We start from the raw sequence: 17,496 nt of genomic DNA on the forward strand, positions 1-17,496 counted from the left end.
GGATCTACGTCGGAGCGGCGCCACGACGTGAATAGATCCTCGGCTCAAGACCAAAAATGACGACCTTTGGGTGATGCCTTGGAGGCGCAGCCCGGCCGCCTTCAGCTCTTCTCGTCCGAAATCCAGAAGGCCGGCAGGTAGAAGCCCGTCAGCGGCGTCACCTCCGGGTGGCGCACATTGGACCAGCGCGCCATCCACTGTTCCGGCATGTAGTAGAGCGGGACGACGTAGAAGCCGGAGATCAGCAACCGGTCATAGGCGCGCACGGCCGAGACGAAGTCTTCCCGGGAGCGAGCGGCGACCATCCGGGCGATAAGGGCATCGACGGCCGGATCGGCGACACCGGCATAGTTGAACGAACCGGGACGATCCTTGGCGGCGGAGCCCCAGCGGTTGATCTGCTCGGCACCTGGCGAGAGCGTGCCGGAGAAGGCCGAGATTAGCACATCGTAGTCGAAGCTCTGCTTGCGCTTTTGGTACTGCGCATCGTCCACCTGGCGGACGGGGGCGGTCACGCCGATGCGCGACAGGGTTCGCGACCAGGCGAGCGCGATGCGCTGCTGGTCTGCGGACTGGACCAAGATCTCGAAGGCGAGCGGCGCACCGTCCGGCCCGACCATGCGTGTGCCGTCGAGCCTGAAGCCCCGCGCACCCAAGATGTCGAACGCCTCGCGCAGAATCGTGCGGTCGGCGCCCGTGCCGTCGGCCACCGGCTGGCGGAAGCTGCCGTCGAGGATCGCGGGATCGATGCCGGCGGCGTAGGGCGCCAGGATCTCCCGCTCCAGCGCGTCCGTAGGCCGGCCAATGCTCGACAGCTCGCTGTTGTCGAAATAGCCGCTCATCCGGGTGTAGGCGCCGTAGAAGAGGTTGGCGTTCGCCCATTCGAAATCGAACACCATGCCGAGCGCACGCCGGACCTGGGGATCGGCGAAGACCGGGCGGCGGGCGTTGAAGAAGAAGGCGTTGAGGTTCGCCGGGCGCCCGGTCGGGAACACGTCCTTCACCACCTTGCCCTCGGCCACCGCCGGGAAGTCGTAGGCCGTGCGCCAATGGCGCGGGTTGGGCTGCTGGTAGAGATAGACCGACGACAGGCCCTTCTTGAACGCCTCGAACTGCGCGTTCTGGTCCCGGTAGTACTCGACGACGATCTCGTCGTGGTTGTCCATGCCGCGCTTGGAAGGAAGGTCCTTGGCCCAATAGTCCGGGTTGCGTTTGTAGACGATGCGCTGGCCGGGCTCGACGCGATCGACGAGATAGGGGCCCGAGCCGACCGGCGCCTCCAGCGTGGTCTGGGTGATCGTGGTGGCATCGAAGTCGCACGCCGGCAGCACGGGGAGGCCCGCTAGGAGCAGCGGCAGTTCACGATCCGCTTTGTCGTTGAAGGTGAAGCGGACGCCGTTCGGCTCGGCGCGTTCGACCGTCGCCACTTTGGAGAGCCAGTTGGAATACTGCGGCCGGACGCTGCCCTGGACCTTCAGGAGGTCGGTGGTGGCGATCACGTCCTCCGGACGGATCGTGCGTCCGTCCGAGAAGCGGGCGGCGGGGTCGAGCTGAAACTCGACGAAAGTCCGCTCCTCGTCGGTCTCGACGGTCCTGGCGATCAGCGGATAGAGCGTGAAGGCCTCGTCCATCGAGCGCTGCATCAGCGGTTCGTAGACGAGATTGCCGAATTCCTGATCCCCGAAGATGCCGCGCGCCGTCGTTAGCGCGCCACGCACGCTGACCGGGTTGAGATTGTCGAAGTCGCCGAACACGCCGTAGACCATGCGTCCGCCCTTGGGGGCCGCCGGGTTGGCATAGGGGAAGTGGTCGAAGCTTGCGGGGAGCTTCGGCGTGCCCTGCATGGCGATTGCGTGGGCGGGTTCTGCCCGGGCGCCCGGCACGGCCAGCGCGAAAAGCAGCGCGCACAGACCCGCGAGAGCCAGGCGCTTTCGCCGAAGCGGAGCCGTCGGTCGCTGGTTCATGGTCGCGGGCACTCCATCCATTGCGAGCGGGAAACTAACGAAAGCCTCGACTCTTGCCTACCTCCCGCAGAGCTTGCGCAAGCTTCGCGCATGTCTTCAAAAGGGCGCATTTGCAGACGACCGCACAGGTCGCTATGGAAGGCGCCGACCGGACAGAGCCATTCCGCCAAAGAAGGATGCACAACCCGTGAGAACCCGCTTTTCCGCCCGCCAGCGCGCCGCCACGATCGCCGGCCTCGCCCTCCTGGCAGTCGCTCCGGCCACGGGCGCTATGGCTCAGGCCCAGCAGGTCCCCGCCGAGTGGTTCAAGGTCTGCTCGAAGCAGGGCGACAACGAGATCTGCAACACGCAGTACACGATGATCGCCGACACGCGTCAGCTCATCACCGCCGTCAACCTCATCAACGTATCGGGCAAGGTGAGCCAGAAGGTTCTCCAGGCCGTGGTGCCGACCGGCCGCGTGATCCCGGCGGGCGTGCAGATGCAGATCGACGGCAACAAGCCGCAGACGCTGAACTATTCGGTCTGCTTCCCCGATCGCTGCATCGCCGAGGTCGAGCTGTCCGACGCCGTCGTGACCGCGATGAAGAAGGGCACGAACCTGAAGGTCACCTCGGTGAACTTCCAGCGCCAGCCCAATCCGATCACCATCACGCTCACCGGCTTCACCGGCGCCTACGACGGTCCGGCCCGCGCCGAGCCCGAGCTCGCCCAGCGTCAGCAGCAGCTGAACGAGGCGCTTCAGAACCAGGCGGAAGCCCGCCGCCAGCGCTTCGAGGAAGCGCAGACCAAGGCCAAGGAAACCGCCGCGCAGTAAGGCGGCGGCGACCCTCCGACGACTTTTCGAAACGGCGGCCGAAAACGGCCGCCGTTTTCGTTCACAGCGTCAGTTGAGGTTGGATTCCTTCAGCACATAGGCGCCGTTCACCGGGCCGTCGAAAATCTCGGCGATCTGCGGATGGCGCACCGGCGCGCCGTCCTCGTCGGGCAGGAGGTTCTGCTCCGAAACGTAGGCGACGTATTCCGTTTCCGCGTTCTCGGCGAAGAGGTGATAGAAGGGCTGGTCCTTGCGCGGCCGCATCTCTTCGGGAATGGATTCGTACCATTCGTCCGTGTTGTCGAATTCCGGATCGACGTCGAAGATCACGCCTCGGAACGGAAAGATCCGGTGGCGGACGATCTGGCCGATGGAAAAGCGGGCGGTCTTGGACTCAACGGGGCTCATTCCAGCCGATTAGCCAGAAGCGCGCCGTCCCGGCAAGAGTTTGCGGGCGCGCCCGAGCACGGCTCCCAGGGCGGAGCCCGGTTCGACGCCTTCGCGCATTAGCACATGGCGAAGCGTGGGAACGGTCGCGAGCGCGCCGAGGCCGACTGCCCGGATCGCCTGGATCGGCAGGAGGCTCGTCAGGAGCGAGCGATTCAACATGTCGACTGCTGCCGTGCGTGTCGCCACATCCGTCTTCCGTCGTGCCTCGTAGGCGGCAAGCATAGCGACGCCGCCGGGATCGTCGCGATGGGCCTCGACGCTGGCCAGTAACGCTTCGACGTCCCGCAATCCGAGATTCAGCCCTTGGGCCCCGATCGGCGGAAAGACATGCGCCGCTTCGCCCACCAGCGCGCAACGCTGGCCCGAAAGGCGCTGGACCGAAGCGCCCGACAGCGGAAAACTCTGCACCGGTTCCTCCACCTCGACGGCACCGAGGATGGAGTGCATCCGCCGCTCCACCTCGGCCGACAGGCGATCGGCCGGCAGATCCTTCAGGACGGCCGCGTTCTCCGGCGTCTCGACCCAGACCAACGACGAGCGGCGACCGGGCAGGGGAACCTGTGTAAAAGGGCCCGTCACGGTGTGGAATTCCGTCGACACCCCTTCGTGATCCCGTTGGTGCCGAAAGTTCAGCACCAGGGCGACTTGCGGATACGTCCAGCTGCGCATCGGCACCTGCATGGCCGTGCGGACTACGGATTGCCGCCCGTCCGCCCCCACAACGAGGCGGCACGATACGGTCCGACCACTTTCCGTGCGTACGGTTGCGCGATCCTCGCCCAAGGTGACTTCGACCGCCGGCTCCTCGATCCTTTGCACGCGTTCGCCCAGTGCAGCCCCCGACGCCCGCAGCGCTTCGAGAAGTTCGTGGTTGAGGACGTTCAGCCCGAAATAGGGAAGTTCGATCTCCGCGGCGCGAAACTCCACCGGCGCGGCGCGCAGCAGGCGACCGGTATCGTCGATCAGCCGCATGGCGAACATAGGCTGCGTACGGTCCTCCAGCCCAGAGAGGACACCTAGACGCTCCAGAAACCGGATGGAAGGTCCGATCAGCGCCGTCGATCGTCCGTCCATGCGAGCCGGTGCGGCGATATGAACTGCATCGAAGCCGGCCTGCGCGAAAGCCAAGGCCGCAGTGGCCCCCGCCAAGCCGCCCCCCACGATGCCTATGTCGTGACGCGATGAATTCAACCGTCGCACTCCCGTCGCCCCGGTACCGGAAAAAGCCCGATACGTGGCACCTTTCAACACATTCTGGAGATACGTCCGCCGGAGCGGATGGCAATGCCGGGACGGCTGCGTTACTTCACGATGATGTCGATTGAAGAAGCGAAGCGCGTGGCAGGTTTTGATTTCAGGCAGTGGCGCCCGTTCACCGTTCATCTTCTGACGGCGAGCGGGGCGTTCTGGGCCTTCATGGCGATCATCGCCGCCGCGGAGCGCCACTGGGTCGACATGTGGGCCTGGCTCGGGCTCGCGCTTTTCGTGGATGGGATCGACGGGCCGCTGGCGCGGCGCGTCGACATCAAGCGTCGCCTGCCCAACTGGTCCGGCGACATGCTGGACGCGATCATCGACTACTCGACATACGTACTGATCCCGGCGTTCGCGCTCTATCAGTCCGGCATGATCGGACGCCCACTCTCCTTCGTCGCGGCGGCGCTGATCGTCATCACCAGCGCGGTCTACTACGCCGACACGCGGATGAAGACGAAGGACAACTTCTTCCGCGGCTTCCCCGTCACCTGGAACATGGTCGTCTTCACGCTGTTCGCCGCGACGCCGAACGAATGGACCGCGTTCCTGTTCGTGCTCCTTTGCTCGGCGACGACCTTTCTGCCGATCAAGTTCCTGCATCCGGTGCGGGTGGTGCGGCTGCGCGCACTCAATCTCGCCGTGCTGGGCCTCTGGTGCGCTTTCGGCATCCTCGCGATGTTCTATGCCTTCGATTCACCGACCTGGCTGCGTGCGGGAATTCTCCTTTCGGCGCTCTATCTCTTCTCCATCGGCGCGATTCTCCAGCTGATCGATCGCATCCAGGGCCGCGAGCCCGAAACGGAGTCCTACGAATGACCCACGCGATCGTCGTCGACGCTATCGGCGGACCGGAAGCCATGCATTGGCGCCCGCATGATCCCGGCGCTCCGGGGCCGGGCGACCTCCGAGTGCGACAGGCTGCGGCGGGGCTGAACTTCATCGACGTTTATTTCCGCAATGGGACCTACAAGGCGCCCGCCTTTCCCTTCGTGCCCGGCAAGGAAGGGGCTGGCGTCGTTATTGCAGTGGGGCAGGACGTCCAGGGCTTTTCCGTCGGCGATCGCGTCGCCTACAGCGCGGCCAGCGGCACCTACGCCCAGGAGGTCAACGTTCCCGCTGCGGTCGCCGTCCATATCCCGGAGGGGATCTCCGACGAGGTCGCGGCCGGCATCATGCTCAAGGGCATGACAGCCGAATATCTCCTGCGTCGAACTTTTCCGGTCGGCCCCGGCCATACAGTGCTGATACAGGCTGCCGCTGGCGGCGTCGGGCTGATCGCGGGCCAGTGGGCCAAGCATCTGGGAGCAACCGTGATCGGGACGGCGGGGTCGGACGAGAAGGTCCGATTGGCTCTGGAGCACGGTTACGATCATGTCGTGAACTACCGCAACGAGAACTTCGTCGAGCGTGTTGCCGAGCTGACGGGCGGCGCGAAATGCGATGTCGTATACGACTCTGTCGGCCAGGATACTTATCCTGCCAGCCTCGACTGCCTGAAGCGCCGAGGTCTCTTCGTCAGCTTCGGCCAGTCGTCGGGAACGATCAAGAATTTCGATCTCGCCCTGCTCAACCAGAAAGGCTCGCTCTACGCGACTCGGCCCAGCCTCTTCGGTTATACGGCGACCCGGGAGGAACTCGACCAGAGCGCGAAGGCGCTCTTCGACGTGGTGCGCAGCGGGGCGGTCAAGGTTCGGATCGACCAACGTTATCCGGTGGAGGAGGCTGCACGGGCCCATCAGGATCTGGAAGGGCGGCGGACCACCGGGATTTCAATCCTGACGATCGACTGATCGGAATCAGATCGTACGGTTCAGCAGCCATAGCGCGATGGCGATATTGCCGAGGATGCCGACAGCGGCAACGATTCCAATGACCAGCCAAACGACTGAGCGTCGGCGCGAAGGGTGATCGGTCAAGCTGCAACTCCACGTCTCCGGGATCATCCGGCCGAGCCGACGATCGAACTCGCCATCGCATAAAGGGAAGCCGGCGGTGACGGCAAGCCAGGCATTCCGGTTGACGCTCGCGTCCGGCAGGCGTTAAAGCCCAATCTCCGATGCCGAACGGAACAGGCGCCAGTCGTCCCTACCGCGCTCGGATGGGTGGCCGAGTGGTTTAAGGCAGCGGTCTTGAAAACCGCCGTGCGGGGAACCGTACCGTGAGTTCGAATCTCACCCCATCCGCCAGCTCTTGCCTTGAATGGATGGCGATGTCGCCTGCCGAACGCTGAGGGCGTCCCCTGCGGCGCGGTGGCAACAGGGGGGCGGCAATCAAGCTTCGGGGCGTACGGGCGAGCGTTTGCGCCCTGTCGCGCGGTTCCCATCTCGCGCGTGGTTCTCATGGGCCGGCGGAAGCGCGCCGGATGGAGGAGACGCTTCGCATAAGCCGCGCCGTTCTGGCCGCCGCAACCGCCGTTCTTTTGGGCGCAACCGCGCTGCCGGCGCTGGCGCAGGTCGGCGGACCCGTGATCAGCTTCAGCGATTCCCTGTCCGACAGCGGCAACCTCTTCCTCGTGTCGCGCACCCCGGCGTCGCCGCCCTATTTTCAGAGGCGCTTCTCCAACGGCCCCGTCTTCACCGAGTTTCTGAACGGTGGCTCGATGCAGCCCGCGGGCGCGGCGTCGCTCGGCGGGGTGCGCATCAATACCGAGCTCTCGCAGAACTACGCCTTCGGCGGCGCGCGCACGGATCGGGTGGACGGCCTTCAGCCGCCCGGGATACCGACGCAGATCGACTTCTTCGTGCGGCAGGACGGCCGCTTCGGAGCGAGCGACGTGGTGACGCTCTACGGCGGCGCGAACAACATCTTTCAGGCCATCAACGCGACCGGCGCGACGGCGGCCTCGGTCGGCGCGGATGCGGTCGCGGCCGCTGGAGACATCTCGGCCTCACTTGCGCGCCTCGGTTCTTTTGGGCGCCCCGACCGTCGTCGTTCTGAACCTGCCCGACATCGGTGCGACGCCGGCCTTCTCCTCGACGCTTCAGGGCTCCGTTGCGGGGACGCTCGCCACCAACGCCTTGAACTCCGCCCTCCAGGCTGGCGTCACGCGCGTCGCGGCGACGCTTCCGGGGACCGATGTGGTGCTGGTCGACGTCCAGCGTCTCGGCTCGCTGATCGCAAGCGACCCGGCGCGCTTCGGCATCGTCAACACACGAGACGGATGCCTCCTGACGCCCGCCTGCGCGAGCGCTCCGGCCAGCGTCCAGAATACCTATCAGTACTGGGACGGCGTCCATCCGACCACCACGGTCCACCGTCTGTTCTCGCAACTTGTCGAGGACTATCTCTCGGTCGGCACCAGCGCGGCGGCCGTGGGCTCGCTGACTGAAACGGCGCTGCTCGACCGCATGACGTCGAACGATGCGCTGCGCGAGCGCGCCCGCCTGGCGGCGCTGAATGTCCCGGCCCCGGCGACCGGATCCGACGCCGCGATCGCGGTTCCGTTCTCCAGCCTCTATGTCTCGCTCGGCGGCAGCCGCTTCGAGCGCGACGGGGTCAACGACTATCGCTTCGACAACGGTACGGTGCGGATCGGCCTCGACCACCGCCTGAACGACTGCTTTCTCGTCGGCGGCGCGCTGTCCGCTTCGGTGGGTGAGGTGGACGACGCGCGCCTGACCTACGACACGCAGTCGTTTGCCGCCGATCTCTATGCGACGGCGCTGTTTGGCTCGGCTTATCTGACTCTCTCCGGCGGCGTCGCGCACCAGGACTACGAGCATCTCGACCGTCGGACGCTTGTCGATACGGTGACCAATCGCGGAACGGGTTCCAACGGCGTGTCGGCCAATCTCGGCATCGAGGCGGGATACGGTTTCCAATTCGGTGCCCTGACCGTGACGCCGGCGCTCGGGCTTGATTACCTCTATGCCGATGCGGACGGCTATGCGGAGACGGGTGCGGCGGCGAAGATCGTCTACGGCGATACCGAGCGAAACGCGCTGCTGGGTTCGGCCAACCTTCATCTCGCCTATGTCACCGAACTCGGGAGCCGTCCGCTCGCGCTGACCGGTCGCGTCGAATACGAGGACATCCTGACCGAGGACGACGCCCGCGTCTCGGCGCGCATCGCCGGCGGCATCAGTCGCGCCCGATCGGCGTGTCTCGAGGATCTGGCGGCGCGGGGCTTCGTGGCCGGCGTCGGGGTCGATGCGGGATTGACAGACAGGCTGTCGCTTACCGGTCGCTACTCCGTGGTCACCGGATCCGAAATCGACGTCAGTCATGTCGGCGAGGTCGGCCTGAAGCTCCGTTTCTGACGGAAGGGCAGCGGGAGGAGGCGAGGGGCAGGGCGGGGCGCCTCGCCCTCCGAATCGGCGTCATCCAGGGAATGTTTTTAGCCGTCTCATGAGTTGGCAGTCCGTTTAAGGGGTCTGCGTCCGTCAGGCTGAGGTCAGGCGGTTGCGGCAGGGTGTTTTCCACAAGGAGACGTCATGCACGACATCATCGACATCGAATCCGTGACACATCGTTTGATGCAGACACTCGCCCAGATCCAGGCGATGCTCGGCGACGATCGCGACGCGGAAGAGCGCCAGCAGGCCGACTATTTCGACATGCTGCGGCGCAAGGCGTCAGGCGAACTCGACGGAAACGTGACGGCCCAGTTTTTCAGTTGAGCTTGCGACGACGACTCGGGGATCGCCTCCATCCCGGGCCGGAAGGGCGGGCCTTCGCGGCCCTCGACGCCACACGTTCTCCCTCTCTCGCTTTCGCCAGAAATTTAAATCCTTCAGGGTTGGATGCACCCGGCAAGAGTCTTCTGCATCGCAAAGACAGTTGGTGCGAGGCTCCGGTGCAGTATAGGTGATCGATCCGTTCCAGCAGGACTCTTCCCTAGCTGGAGAAATTGTCGCCTCACGCGAATGTGGCAAGATTCTGGCAAGGACTATCCTTCAGACTGTAGCGACCCGAATCGCTCGCACTTGCTTTCGCTTCATCCGTTGGTAACTTCTCCCGCGGATATGGTGGGGTGGACGTCGTCGATCGCGCGCGACGAATTGTGAGAGTTGGGGGCACGAATGATCTCTGGAGCCGGATGCAGCCGGAAGATCGGGCTCGGTCTGGCTTTCGGATTGTCGCTGGCGCTGGCAGGGTGTCAGTCCACGGCTTCTTCCACGCACCAGGGCCAGGACGAACTGGCCCCCGAAGACGACGCGCCCATCTTCAGCTCCAGCATCTTCGGCGTGAAGGCCAGCCCGCGCGTGACGCGGCTGAAGAAGGTGCCGAAGGGCGGCGGACGTGACCAGACCGGCAAGCCCTACATGGTCCGGGGCAAGTGGTACTATCCGAAGGAGGAGCTGGGCTACGTGAAGACCGGCACCGCCTCCTGGTACGGCGCCAATTTCCACGGACGCCTGACGGCGAACGGCGAAGTCTACGACATGTACCACCTCTCGGCAGCGCATCCGACCTTTCCGCTGCCGTCCTATGCCCGGGTGACCAACCGCAAGAACGGCAGCTCCGTGCTGGTGCGCGTCAACGACCGCGGACCCTACATGCACAACCGCGTTCTCGACGTATCCTCCAAGGCCGCCGAGATGCTCGGTTTCCAGAACGACGGCATCGCCGACGTGAAGGTCGAGTATGTCGGCCGTGCGCCGCTCGAGGGCGACGACACGCCCATGCTGATGGCCTCCTACCGCCCTGGCGGCGCCCGCGCGGTCGATGACGGACTGCCCAGCGGCGTCATGATCGCCGGGCGCGAGGAGAAGTCGCCGCTCATGATGGCGGCGGCCTTCCTCCAGCCGCGCCCGGCCGCGCCGGCGCCTCTGCCGAGGGCCGTGCCCCAGCGCACGCCCTCCATCGAAGACCTGATCGAAACCTACGATGCTGCCCCTTCGGGACCGGTTCCCGTGCCCTTGCCGCGCGGCGCGCTTCTTTCTTACGCGCCGGCGCCGGCGCCGGGCGCCAGCGGCGCGCATGCCGCGCTGTCGGCGCTGGCCGCTGCGCCGGAGACGATCGAACTCGGAGCGGTGGACGACCTGTCGCTGTTGATGCGCGTCGCCAGCCTGGCGGATGGTCGGGCCGACATGAGCGAGACCGCGTCCGAGGGCAAGACTTCGCTCGCCCTCAACCTGCGGCCGGGCCAGGACGCCGACGCTCTTCTAAAGGCAGTCTGGGATGCCGGCCTTACCGATGCCTTCGTGGTTCGGGCGGACGAGCGCTGACGGCGCCGATATACGCGGCGACCGGCATGCACTATGCTCGGCGGCAGCGAACGTTCTGCCGGTTTTCCTTCATGCCCCATGCCATGCGAAGTCTGCGGACCGCCGTCCTTCTCGTCGCGGCCTTGTCCGTCGCCCAGGCAGGCGCGCAGGGGCGGGAGCCCGGAGTCTTTCCCGAAACCGCCGCCAAGGTGGCGGTGGTCGTCGATGGGAAGACGGGCGGCATCCTCTTCGACAAGAACGGAACAGCGCCGTTTCCGCCCGCTTCGCTCGCCAAGATCCTGACCGCCGAGATCCTGTTCGAAGCCCTGGCCTCCGGTGAACTCGCGCCCGATGCCGCGTTGCCCGTGTCGAACCACGCCTGGCGCACGGGCGGCGCCCCGTCGCGCACGGCTACCATGTTCGCCTCCGTTCGCTCCGAGGTTCCCGTCGATGCGCTGGCGCAAGGGCTTGTGGTGCAGGCGGCCAACGATGCGGCAATCATCATCGCCGAGGGCCTCGGCGGATCGGAGAGCGCCTTCGCCCAGCGGATGACCGAGCGCGCCAAGGCGCTCGGGATGGTGGACAGCCGCTTCGTCAATGCGACCGGCCTTCCCGCGGAGGGTCAGGAAGTGACCGCCCGCGACATGGCGGTTCTGGCACGCCATGTGCGCTTCGCGCATCCCGACCGCTATGCGCTCTACGCCCAGCCCGATTTCGAGTGGAACAAGATCCTCCAGCGCAACCGCAATCCGCTTCTCGGCGCCAAGCCTGGCGCCACGGGCATGGCCACCGGCTTTTCGCCGGAGGGCGGGTATTCGATCGTGGGCGTCGTGGAAGGCGAGGGCGGCCGGGTGACGATCCTGGCGCTCGCGGGCCTCGACAAGGAACAGACCCGCATCCGCGAGACGGTAAGCCTCGCCGACTGGGCGGCCACCGCCTTCGAGGAGAAGGTGGTGTTTCCGTCGGCCGTACCAGTGGCCGTCGCGCCGGTCTTCGGGGGAACCGAGTCCTCCGTACCGCTGGTCCTGGAAGGCGATCTCGTCGCCATGGTGCCGAAGCATCATGCCGACAGCGTGACAGCGGCCGTCCATTATGACACCCCTCTGCGGGCACCCATCCGCAAGGGCGACAGGATCGGCACCGTGGAACTGAAGATCGACGACAAGTTCTCGCTGGCGCGGGACCTGCATGCGGGCGCCGACGTGGAGGAGGGCACCTTCTCCAGCCGCGCCGCCGACGCCGTGCACGAACTCGCCTTCGGGTGGATCCGGAGCCTTTGAGGTGATCGGACAGGCTTCCAGCGCGCTCCGGCGCGGATGCTTCATCACGTTCGAGGGGCCGGACGGCAGCGGCAAGACGACGCAGATCGCGCGGCTGGCCGAGCGTCTGAAGACTCGCGGCATTCCGGTCGTGACGACCCGTGAGCCCGGCGGGTCGCCCGGCGCCGACGCCATCCGCCATATCGTCCTGTCCGGCGCTGCCGAAGGGCTCGGCGTCGAGACCGAGGCGCTGCTGTTTGCGGCCGCGCGCTACGACCACATCCGCACCGTGATCGCGCCGGCCCTCGAGCGCGGCGCCTTCGTGCTCTGCGACCGGTTCCTGGACTCGACCAGAGCCTATCAAGGCTCCGCTCCGGGGCTAGACAGAGCCTTTCTCGAGGAACTGGAGGCCGCCACCACGGCCGAGGCCCAGCCGGACCTCACGGTGATCCTGGACCTGCCGACCGAGATCAGCCTGCGCCGCATGGCCGAACGTAGCAGGACGGACAGCAAGGACCGCTTCGAGAAGGATGGATTTGCCGTCCACGAGGCGCGTCGCGAGGCGTTTCTGGCGATCGCCGCGGCGGAGCCGGATCGCTGCGTGGTGATCGAGGCCGTCGGGACGCTAGACGACGTGTCCGGTCGCATCGAACGCGCCGTGCTCGTTCGCCTCGGCGACGAGATCGACCGGGCCGCAAGGGCCGGAACCGAAGCCACGGTCTGAACATCGTGGAGCAGCGGCCCGGACACGACGACCTCGACGACATCCTGCCTCCGGCGGGGACGCCCTATGTCGTCGGTCACGAACGGGCCTGGGGCGAGCTTGTGGAGGCGTCGCGCAGCGAACGGATGCACCATGCCTGGTTGATCCAGGGCGCTCGAGGCATCGGAAAGGCGACGCTCGCCTTCGCGTTCGCACGCCAACTCGTGGGCGCGCAATGGTCGGGGCCGGGCAGGGCCGGCGCCGTCGATTTCGACCCGAACGACGCCGCCGTCCGCCAGATCGCTGCCGGAGCGCATCCCAACGTCATCCATATCCAGCGCGCCGAGGCCGAGCGCGGGCCCGGCTTCAAAACGCAGATCACGGTGGAGGAGATCCGACGCCTCCAGGCCTTCTTCCGCGCGACGGCGACGCCGGGCTGGCGCGTCGCCATTCTGGATCCCGCTGACGATCTCAACCGCAACGCGGCCAACGCCCTCCTGAAGATCCTCGAGGAGCCGCCGGCGCGCGCCGTCTTCCTGATCGCCAACCATGCGCCGGGACGGCTGCTGCCGACCATCCGCTCCCGCTGCCGCACGCTGCGTCTCTCTTCCCTGGACGACGCTGCTCTGGCGGAGGGGCTGGCCCGCAAGCTGCCTGATACAGAAGAAAGCGAGCGGCGCGCGGCGGCCGCGGCCTCGGGCGGGAGCCTGCGGCAGGCCCTGGTGATCCACCAGGGCGGCGGCGCGGACCTCCTTCGCGAGGCCGATCGTCTTCTCGGCGGCGGGTCCTTCGACTGGCAGGCCGTCCATGCGCTGCTCGACGGTCTCGGCCAGAAAGGCCGCGAGGCGGCCTGGGATCTCTTCCGCGATCGCCTGTTCGACAAGCTGGCCGACGACGCGCGTGAAGCCTCGGCCGCCGGCCGGTCTCGGCAGGCCGCAGCACTCGCCGCCTTCTGCTTGTCGGAGCAGGCGCGCTGGCGCGAGGCGGCGGCCTACAATCTCGACCGCAAGCAGACCATCTTGAGCTTTCTCGACCGCTTCCAGGCGCTTCGATCGACCGCTGCCGGCTGAACGGGCGGGGACGAGCTTCGTTGAGCCCGGACGGCCGATGGGCTATTGCCCCTTGAAACCGATCCGCAGAAGCACCGCCATGGCCGAACGATTCTATACGACGACCGCGATCTCCTATCCGAACGGTAGCCCACATATCGGGCACGCCTACGAACTGATCGCGACCGACGTCATCGCGCGCTTCAAGCGACTGGACGGCTTCGACGTCCTGTTCCTGACGGGCACGGACGAGCACGGCATCAAGATGTTGCAGACGGCCCGCAACCTCGACATTTCGCCGATCGAACTCGCCGACCGGAACTCGGCCAAGTTCCGCGAGATGGGGCAACTCCTGCAGAGCTCCAACGACGACTTCATCCGCACGACGGAAGCGCGCCATCGCGAGGCAAGCCAAGAAATTTGGCGGCGGATGCAGGAGTCCGGCGACATCTACAAGGGCTCCTATGCGGGCTGGTACTCGGTCCGCGACGAGGCCTATTACGCCGAGGACGAGACCCGCCTCACAGACGACGGCAAGCGTCTAGGCCCGCAGGGCACGCCCGTCGAATGGGTCGAGGAGGAGAGCTACTTCTTCCGTCTCTCGCAGTTCGCCGAGCGCCTGCTCGCCCACTACGAGGCGCATCCCGACTTCATCGGCCCGGCCGAGCGGCGCAACGAGATCGTCTCCTTCGTGCGCTCGGGCCTGAAGGATCTCTCGATCTCGCGCACCACGTTCGACTGGGGCATCCCGGTGCCCGGCGACGAGCGGCACGTGATGTATGTCTGGGTCGATGCGCTCACCAACTACCTCACCGCCACGGGTTTCCCGAATGGCGGCGAGCGCGCGGACTTCTGGCCGGCCGACCTTCACGTCATCGGCAAGGACATCGTGCGCTTCCACACGGTCTATTGGCCGGCCTTCCTGATGTCGGCGGGGCTGCCGATCCCGAGGCGGGTCTTCGTCCACGGCTTCCTCTTCAATCGCGGGGAGAAGATGTCGAAGTCGGTCGGCAACGTGATCGACCCGGCCGCGTTGGTCGCGACCTACGGTCTCGATCCGTTCCGCTACTTCCTCCTGCGCGAGGTGCCCTTCGGCCAGGACGGCAACTATTCGCACGAGGCGATCGTCGGCCGGATGAATTCCGAACTCGCCAACGACCTCGGCAATCTCGCGCAGCGCTCGCTCTCGATGATCGCCAAGAACTGCGAGGGCCGGCTTCCCGTGCCCGGCGAGCTGACGGATACCGATCATGCCATCCTCCAGGCGAGCGGCCAGCTGCTTCAGCGTTGCCGCGCGGCCATCGACCGCCAGGAGTTGCACCTCATGCTGGCCGCGATTGTCTCGGTCGTCTCCGAGACCAACCGGTATTTTGCGGGCGAGGAGCCCTGGGTGCTGCGCAAGACCGATCCGGCGCGCATGGGAACCGTCCTCTACGTGACCGCTGAAGTGCTGCGGCGCGTGGCGATCCTGCTGCAGCCGGTGATGCCGGAATCGATCGGCAAGCTCCTCGATCTTCTTGCTGTCGAGGAACACGAGCGGGGCTTCGATCGTCTCGACACGGGCGTCGTCTTGGAAGGCGGTCGGGCGCTGCCCGCGCCCGCCGGCGTCTTCCCGCGCTACGTCGAACCCGCCGAAGAAGCCTGATGACCCGCTGCCTGCTCGTCGACAGCCACTGCCATCTCGATTTTCCCGACTTCGATGCGGATCGCGACGCGCTGATCGAACGGGCGCACGCGGCGGGCGTCGGGCTGATGGTCAGTATCTGCACGCAGGTCGTGAACCGAGACCGCGTTCTGGCGATCGCCGAGCGATATCCCTCTGTCTATGCCTCGATCGGCACGCACCCGCTGAACGCGGCCGAAGAGGACGAGGTGCCCGCTGCTGAACTCGTTCGCCTGTCGCAGCATCCGCGGGTCGTCGCGATCGGTGAGGCCGGCCTCGACTACCACTACGACCGAGCGCCGCACGATCGCCAGGAGCGCGTCTTCCGCCAGCACATCGCGGCCGCGCGCGAGACCGGCCTGCCGCTCGTGATTCACGCCCGCGACGCCGACGCCGATGTCGAGCGGATCCTGCGGGACGAGACGGGGAAGGGGGCCTTCCCCTTCGTTCTCCACTGCTTCACCGCTGGCCCCGAGCTGGCAGCCGCGGGGATCGAACTCGGCGGCATGGTCTCCTTTTCGGGCATCGTCGCCTTCAAGAACTCGGCCGAGCTGCGGGCGATCGCGGCTTCTGTTCCGCTCGATCGGATCCTAGTCGAAACAGATGCACCATATCTCGCGCCGCCGCCGTATCGCGGCAAGCGCAACGAGCCGGCCTTCGTGAGGAACACGGCGGAGGCTCTGGCCGATGCGCTGGGGATCGAGTTCGAACGGTTCGCGCGGCAGACGACCGATAACTTCTTCCGCCTATTCTCGAAAGTGCCCGATCCGCGCGGAGATGCGGCCGAGTGACCAAGCGCCTGCGCCTCACGGTCCTCGGATGCGGTTCATCGCCGGGCACGCCGCGGATCACCGGCGACTGGGGCCAGTGCGATCCGGGCAACCCGCGCAATCGGCGCACGCGCTGCTCGGCCATGGTCGAACTGATCGACGGCGACGACGTCACCCGCGTCGTGATCGACTGCGGACCCGACTTCCGCGAGCAGATGCTGGCGGCCTCGGTGCGACGGATCGACGGGTTGCTGATCACCCATCCACACGCCGACCACATCCACGGGCTCGACGACGTGCGCGGCTATGTCATCGACCATCGCAAGCTCGTCGATCTCTATGCCGATGCCGCCACCTATGAGCGGCTGTTCGAGGCCTTCGCCTACTGCTTCCGCACGCCTGCAGGCAGCTCCTATGCGCCGATCGTACGCTACAAGCCGATCGAGGCCGGCGTGCCGTTCGAGGTCGAAGGCCCGGCCGGATGCCTTTCAATCGAGCCCTATGCCCAGACCCACGGAAGCATCCAGTCGCTCGGCTTCCGCATCGGCCCCTTTGCCTACTCCAGCGACGTCTCGGATTTCCCGCCGCCGGCGATCGAAGCGATCCGGGGCGCTGACGTGCTTCTGGTCGACGCGCTCCAGTACCGGCCGCATCCCAGCCACCTGTCGCTGGATCAGGCGCTGGAGTGGATCGAGCGCCTCGGCGTGCCGAACGCGGTGCTGACCCATATGCACACGCCGCTGGACTATGAGACCTTGCGCCGGACGTTGCCGGCTCATATCTCGCCAGCCTTCGACGGCATGCGGATCGAACGCGACGCCTGAGCTGAGCCGTGCGAGCGGATTTCTTGAGACGTTTACAAGCGGGGCAAGCGATCGGGCCTCCGTGCTCCAGCCGAACGATGCCAGCGAGAGTTCCAAACACCGACATCAGGCCAACTGGCTAATGAGACGGCTCGACGCCCACGCGAGCTACGGCCTGCAGGCTCGAAGGCCGGGCCCTGTAGTGTGGCCATATATGTTCCATAATCCATATTATGCCATCAAGCCTTCTATTGCTTTATGAGTGCACTGACGTGTCCCGCTCGTCAGCGTACACGGTCTTCTCTAGGTCAGCCCGGCCCGGTCGAAGAAGCGCCAGGGCGTGCCGATCCCGACCATCAGCCGCGGTTTCGGCCAAACGCCTTTGCATCTCCTGCATCGTGATGTCGCTCCCGCTGTCGACCGGCCTTTGAGAAACTTGGCCCCTGCCTTCAATTCAACCTGAGCGCTGATCTCCGCCTATTGGTCGCGGATCGCTCTGCCCGCCAAGTTCTGCGAGCGCCAGAGCAACTCCCGTGGCAACCGCGATCGCAACTCGCAAAACCCGATACCCGTGATCGATCGACAATGCTCTCGCCACTGCGGCCTCCCGGC

General features: G+C 66.1%; 15 protein-coding genes and 1 tRNA gene. 13 read left to right on the plus strand and 3 right to left on the minus strand.

What is annotated here, in order from left to right; translation table 11 throughout:
- Positions 1-101: 101 nt before the first annotated feature.
- The gene (locus O5O54_RS02440; protein WP_279478646.1) at positions 102-1,964 is read right to left on the minus strand and encodes an extracellular solute-binding protein; all 1,863 of its coding nucleotides are present in this window, start codon (positions 1,962-1,964) and stop codon (positions 102-104) included.
- Between the two features lie 271 nt (positions 1,965-2,235).
- On the opposite strand from O5O54_RS02440, the gene O5O54_RS02445 reads away from it, so the two are divergent.
- Entirely contained in the window at positions 2,236-2,781 is a 546-nt protein-coding gene (locus O5O54_RS02445; RefSeq protein WP_279478722.1) for an invasion associated locus B family protein, read from the plus strand.
- A gap of 69 nt (positions 2,782-2,850) precedes the next feature.
- On the opposite strand, the gene hspQ is transcribed toward O5O54_RS02445, so the two are convergent.
- Positions 2,851-3,189, minus strand: coding sequence for a heat shock protein HspQ (hspQ, locus tag O5O54_RS02450; RefSeq protein WP_279478648.1), 339 nt, complete (start codon positions 3,187-3,189; stop codon positions 2,851-2,853).
- Between the two features lie 9 nt (positions 3,190-3,198).
- Positions 3,199-4,431 (minus strand): UbiH/UbiF family hydroxylase, encoded by a 1,233-nt coding sequence (locus O5O54_RS02455; RefSeq protein ID WP_407061651.1) that lies wholly within the window; start codon positions 4,429-4,431, stop codon positions 3,199-3,201.
- Between the two features lie 114 nt (positions 4,432-4,545).
- Here O5O54_RS02455 and pcsA point away from each other — a divergent pair, with 114 nt between their 5' ends.
- From pcsA to O5O54_RS02515, 12 genes are all read left to right on the plus strand, one after another.
- The gene (gene pcsA / locus O5O54_RS02460) at positions 4,546-5,304 is read left to right on the plus strand and encodes a phosphatidylcholine synthase (RefSeq protein ID WP_407061652.1); all 759 of its coding nucleotides are present in this window, start codon (positions 4,546-4,548) and stop codon (positions 5,302-5,304) included.
- On the plus strand, positions 5,301-6,278 hold the full coding sequence (locus tag O5O54_RS02465) for a quinone oxidoreductase (protein WP_279478653.1): 978 nt from the start codon (positions 5,301-5,303) through the stop codon (positions 6,276-6,278). The genes pcsA and O5O54_RS02465 overlap by 4 nt, the downstream gene beginning before the upstream one ends.
- Positions 6,279-6,584: 306 nt before the next feature.
- Positions 6,585-6,674: transfer RNA gene (locus tag O5O54_RS02470), tRNA-Ser, on the plus strand.
- Positions 6,675-7,379: 705 nt separating this feature from the next.
- On the plus strand, positions 7,380-8,747 hold the full coding sequence (locus O5O54_RS02475) for an autotransporter domain-containing protein (protein ID WP_279478655.1): 1,368 nt from the start codon (positions 7,380-7,382) through the stop codon (positions 8,745-8,747).
- 174 nt (positions 8,748-8,921) lie between these two features.
- Positions 8,922-9,107: a hypothetical protein gene (locus O5O54_RS02480; RefSeq protein WP_279478656.1), complete on the plus strand. Its 186-nt coding sequence runs from the start codon at positions 8,922-8,924 to the stop codon at positions 9,105-9,107.
- A gap of 402 nt (positions 9,108-9,509) precedes the next feature.
- Positions 9,510-10,658 (plus strand): septal ring lytic transglycosylase RlpA family protein, encoded by a 1,149-nt coding sequence (locus tag O5O54_RS02485; protein WP_279478658.1) that lies wholly within the window; start codon positions 9,510-9,512, stop codon positions 10,656-10,658.
- Between the two features lie 83 nt (positions 10,659-10,741).
- On the plus strand, positions 10,742-11,917 hold the full coding sequence (locus O5O54_RS02490; RefSeq protein ID WP_279478660.1) for a D-alanyl-D-alanine carboxypeptidase: 1,176 nt from the start codon (positions 10,742-10,744) through the stop codon (positions 11,915-11,917).
- A 1-nt stretch (position 11,918) separates the two neighbouring features.
- On the plus strand, positions 11,919-12,620 hold the full coding sequence (gene tmk, locus O5O54_RS02495) for a dTMP kinase (protein WP_279478662.1): 702 nt from the start codon (positions 11,919-11,921) through the stop codon (positions 12,618-12,620).
- A gap of 5 nt (positions 12,621-12,625) precedes the next feature.
- Positions 12,626-13,669, plus strand: coding sequence for a DNA polymerase III subunit delta' (locus O5O54_RS02500; protein WP_279478664.1), 1,044 nt, complete (start codon positions 12,626-12,628; stop codon positions 13,667-13,669).
- A 79-nt stretch (positions 13,670-13,748) separates the two neighbouring features.
- Complete coding sequence (gene metG, locus O5O54_RS02505; RefSeq protein ID WP_279478665.1) at positions 13,749-15,293, plus strand: methionine--tRNA ligase; 1,545 nt, start codon at positions 13,749-13,751, stop codon at positions 15,291-15,293.
- An 11-nt stretch (positions 15,294-15,304) separates the two neighbouring features.
- Positions 15,305-16,102, plus strand: a complete 798-nt coding sequence (locus tag O5O54_RS02510) for a TatD family hydrolase (RefSeq protein WP_279478724.1) — start codon at positions 15,305-15,307, stop codon at positions 16,100-16,102.
- Positions 16,099-16,905, plus strand: coding sequence for an MBL fold metallo-hydrolase (locus O5O54_RS02515; RefSeq protein WP_279478668.1), 807 nt, complete (start codon positions 16,099-16,101; stop codon positions 16,903-16,905). Before O5O54_RS02510 ends, O5O54_RS02515 begins: the two co-directional genes overlap by 4 nt.
- Positions 16,906-17,496: the final 591 nt, after the last annotated feature.

The organism is Aureimonas sp. SK2, from assembly GCF_029813115.1.
In the GTDB taxonomy this organism is placed as follows: domain Bacteria; phylum Pseudomonadota; class Alphaproteobacteria; order Rhizobiales; family Rhizobiaceae; genus Aureimonas.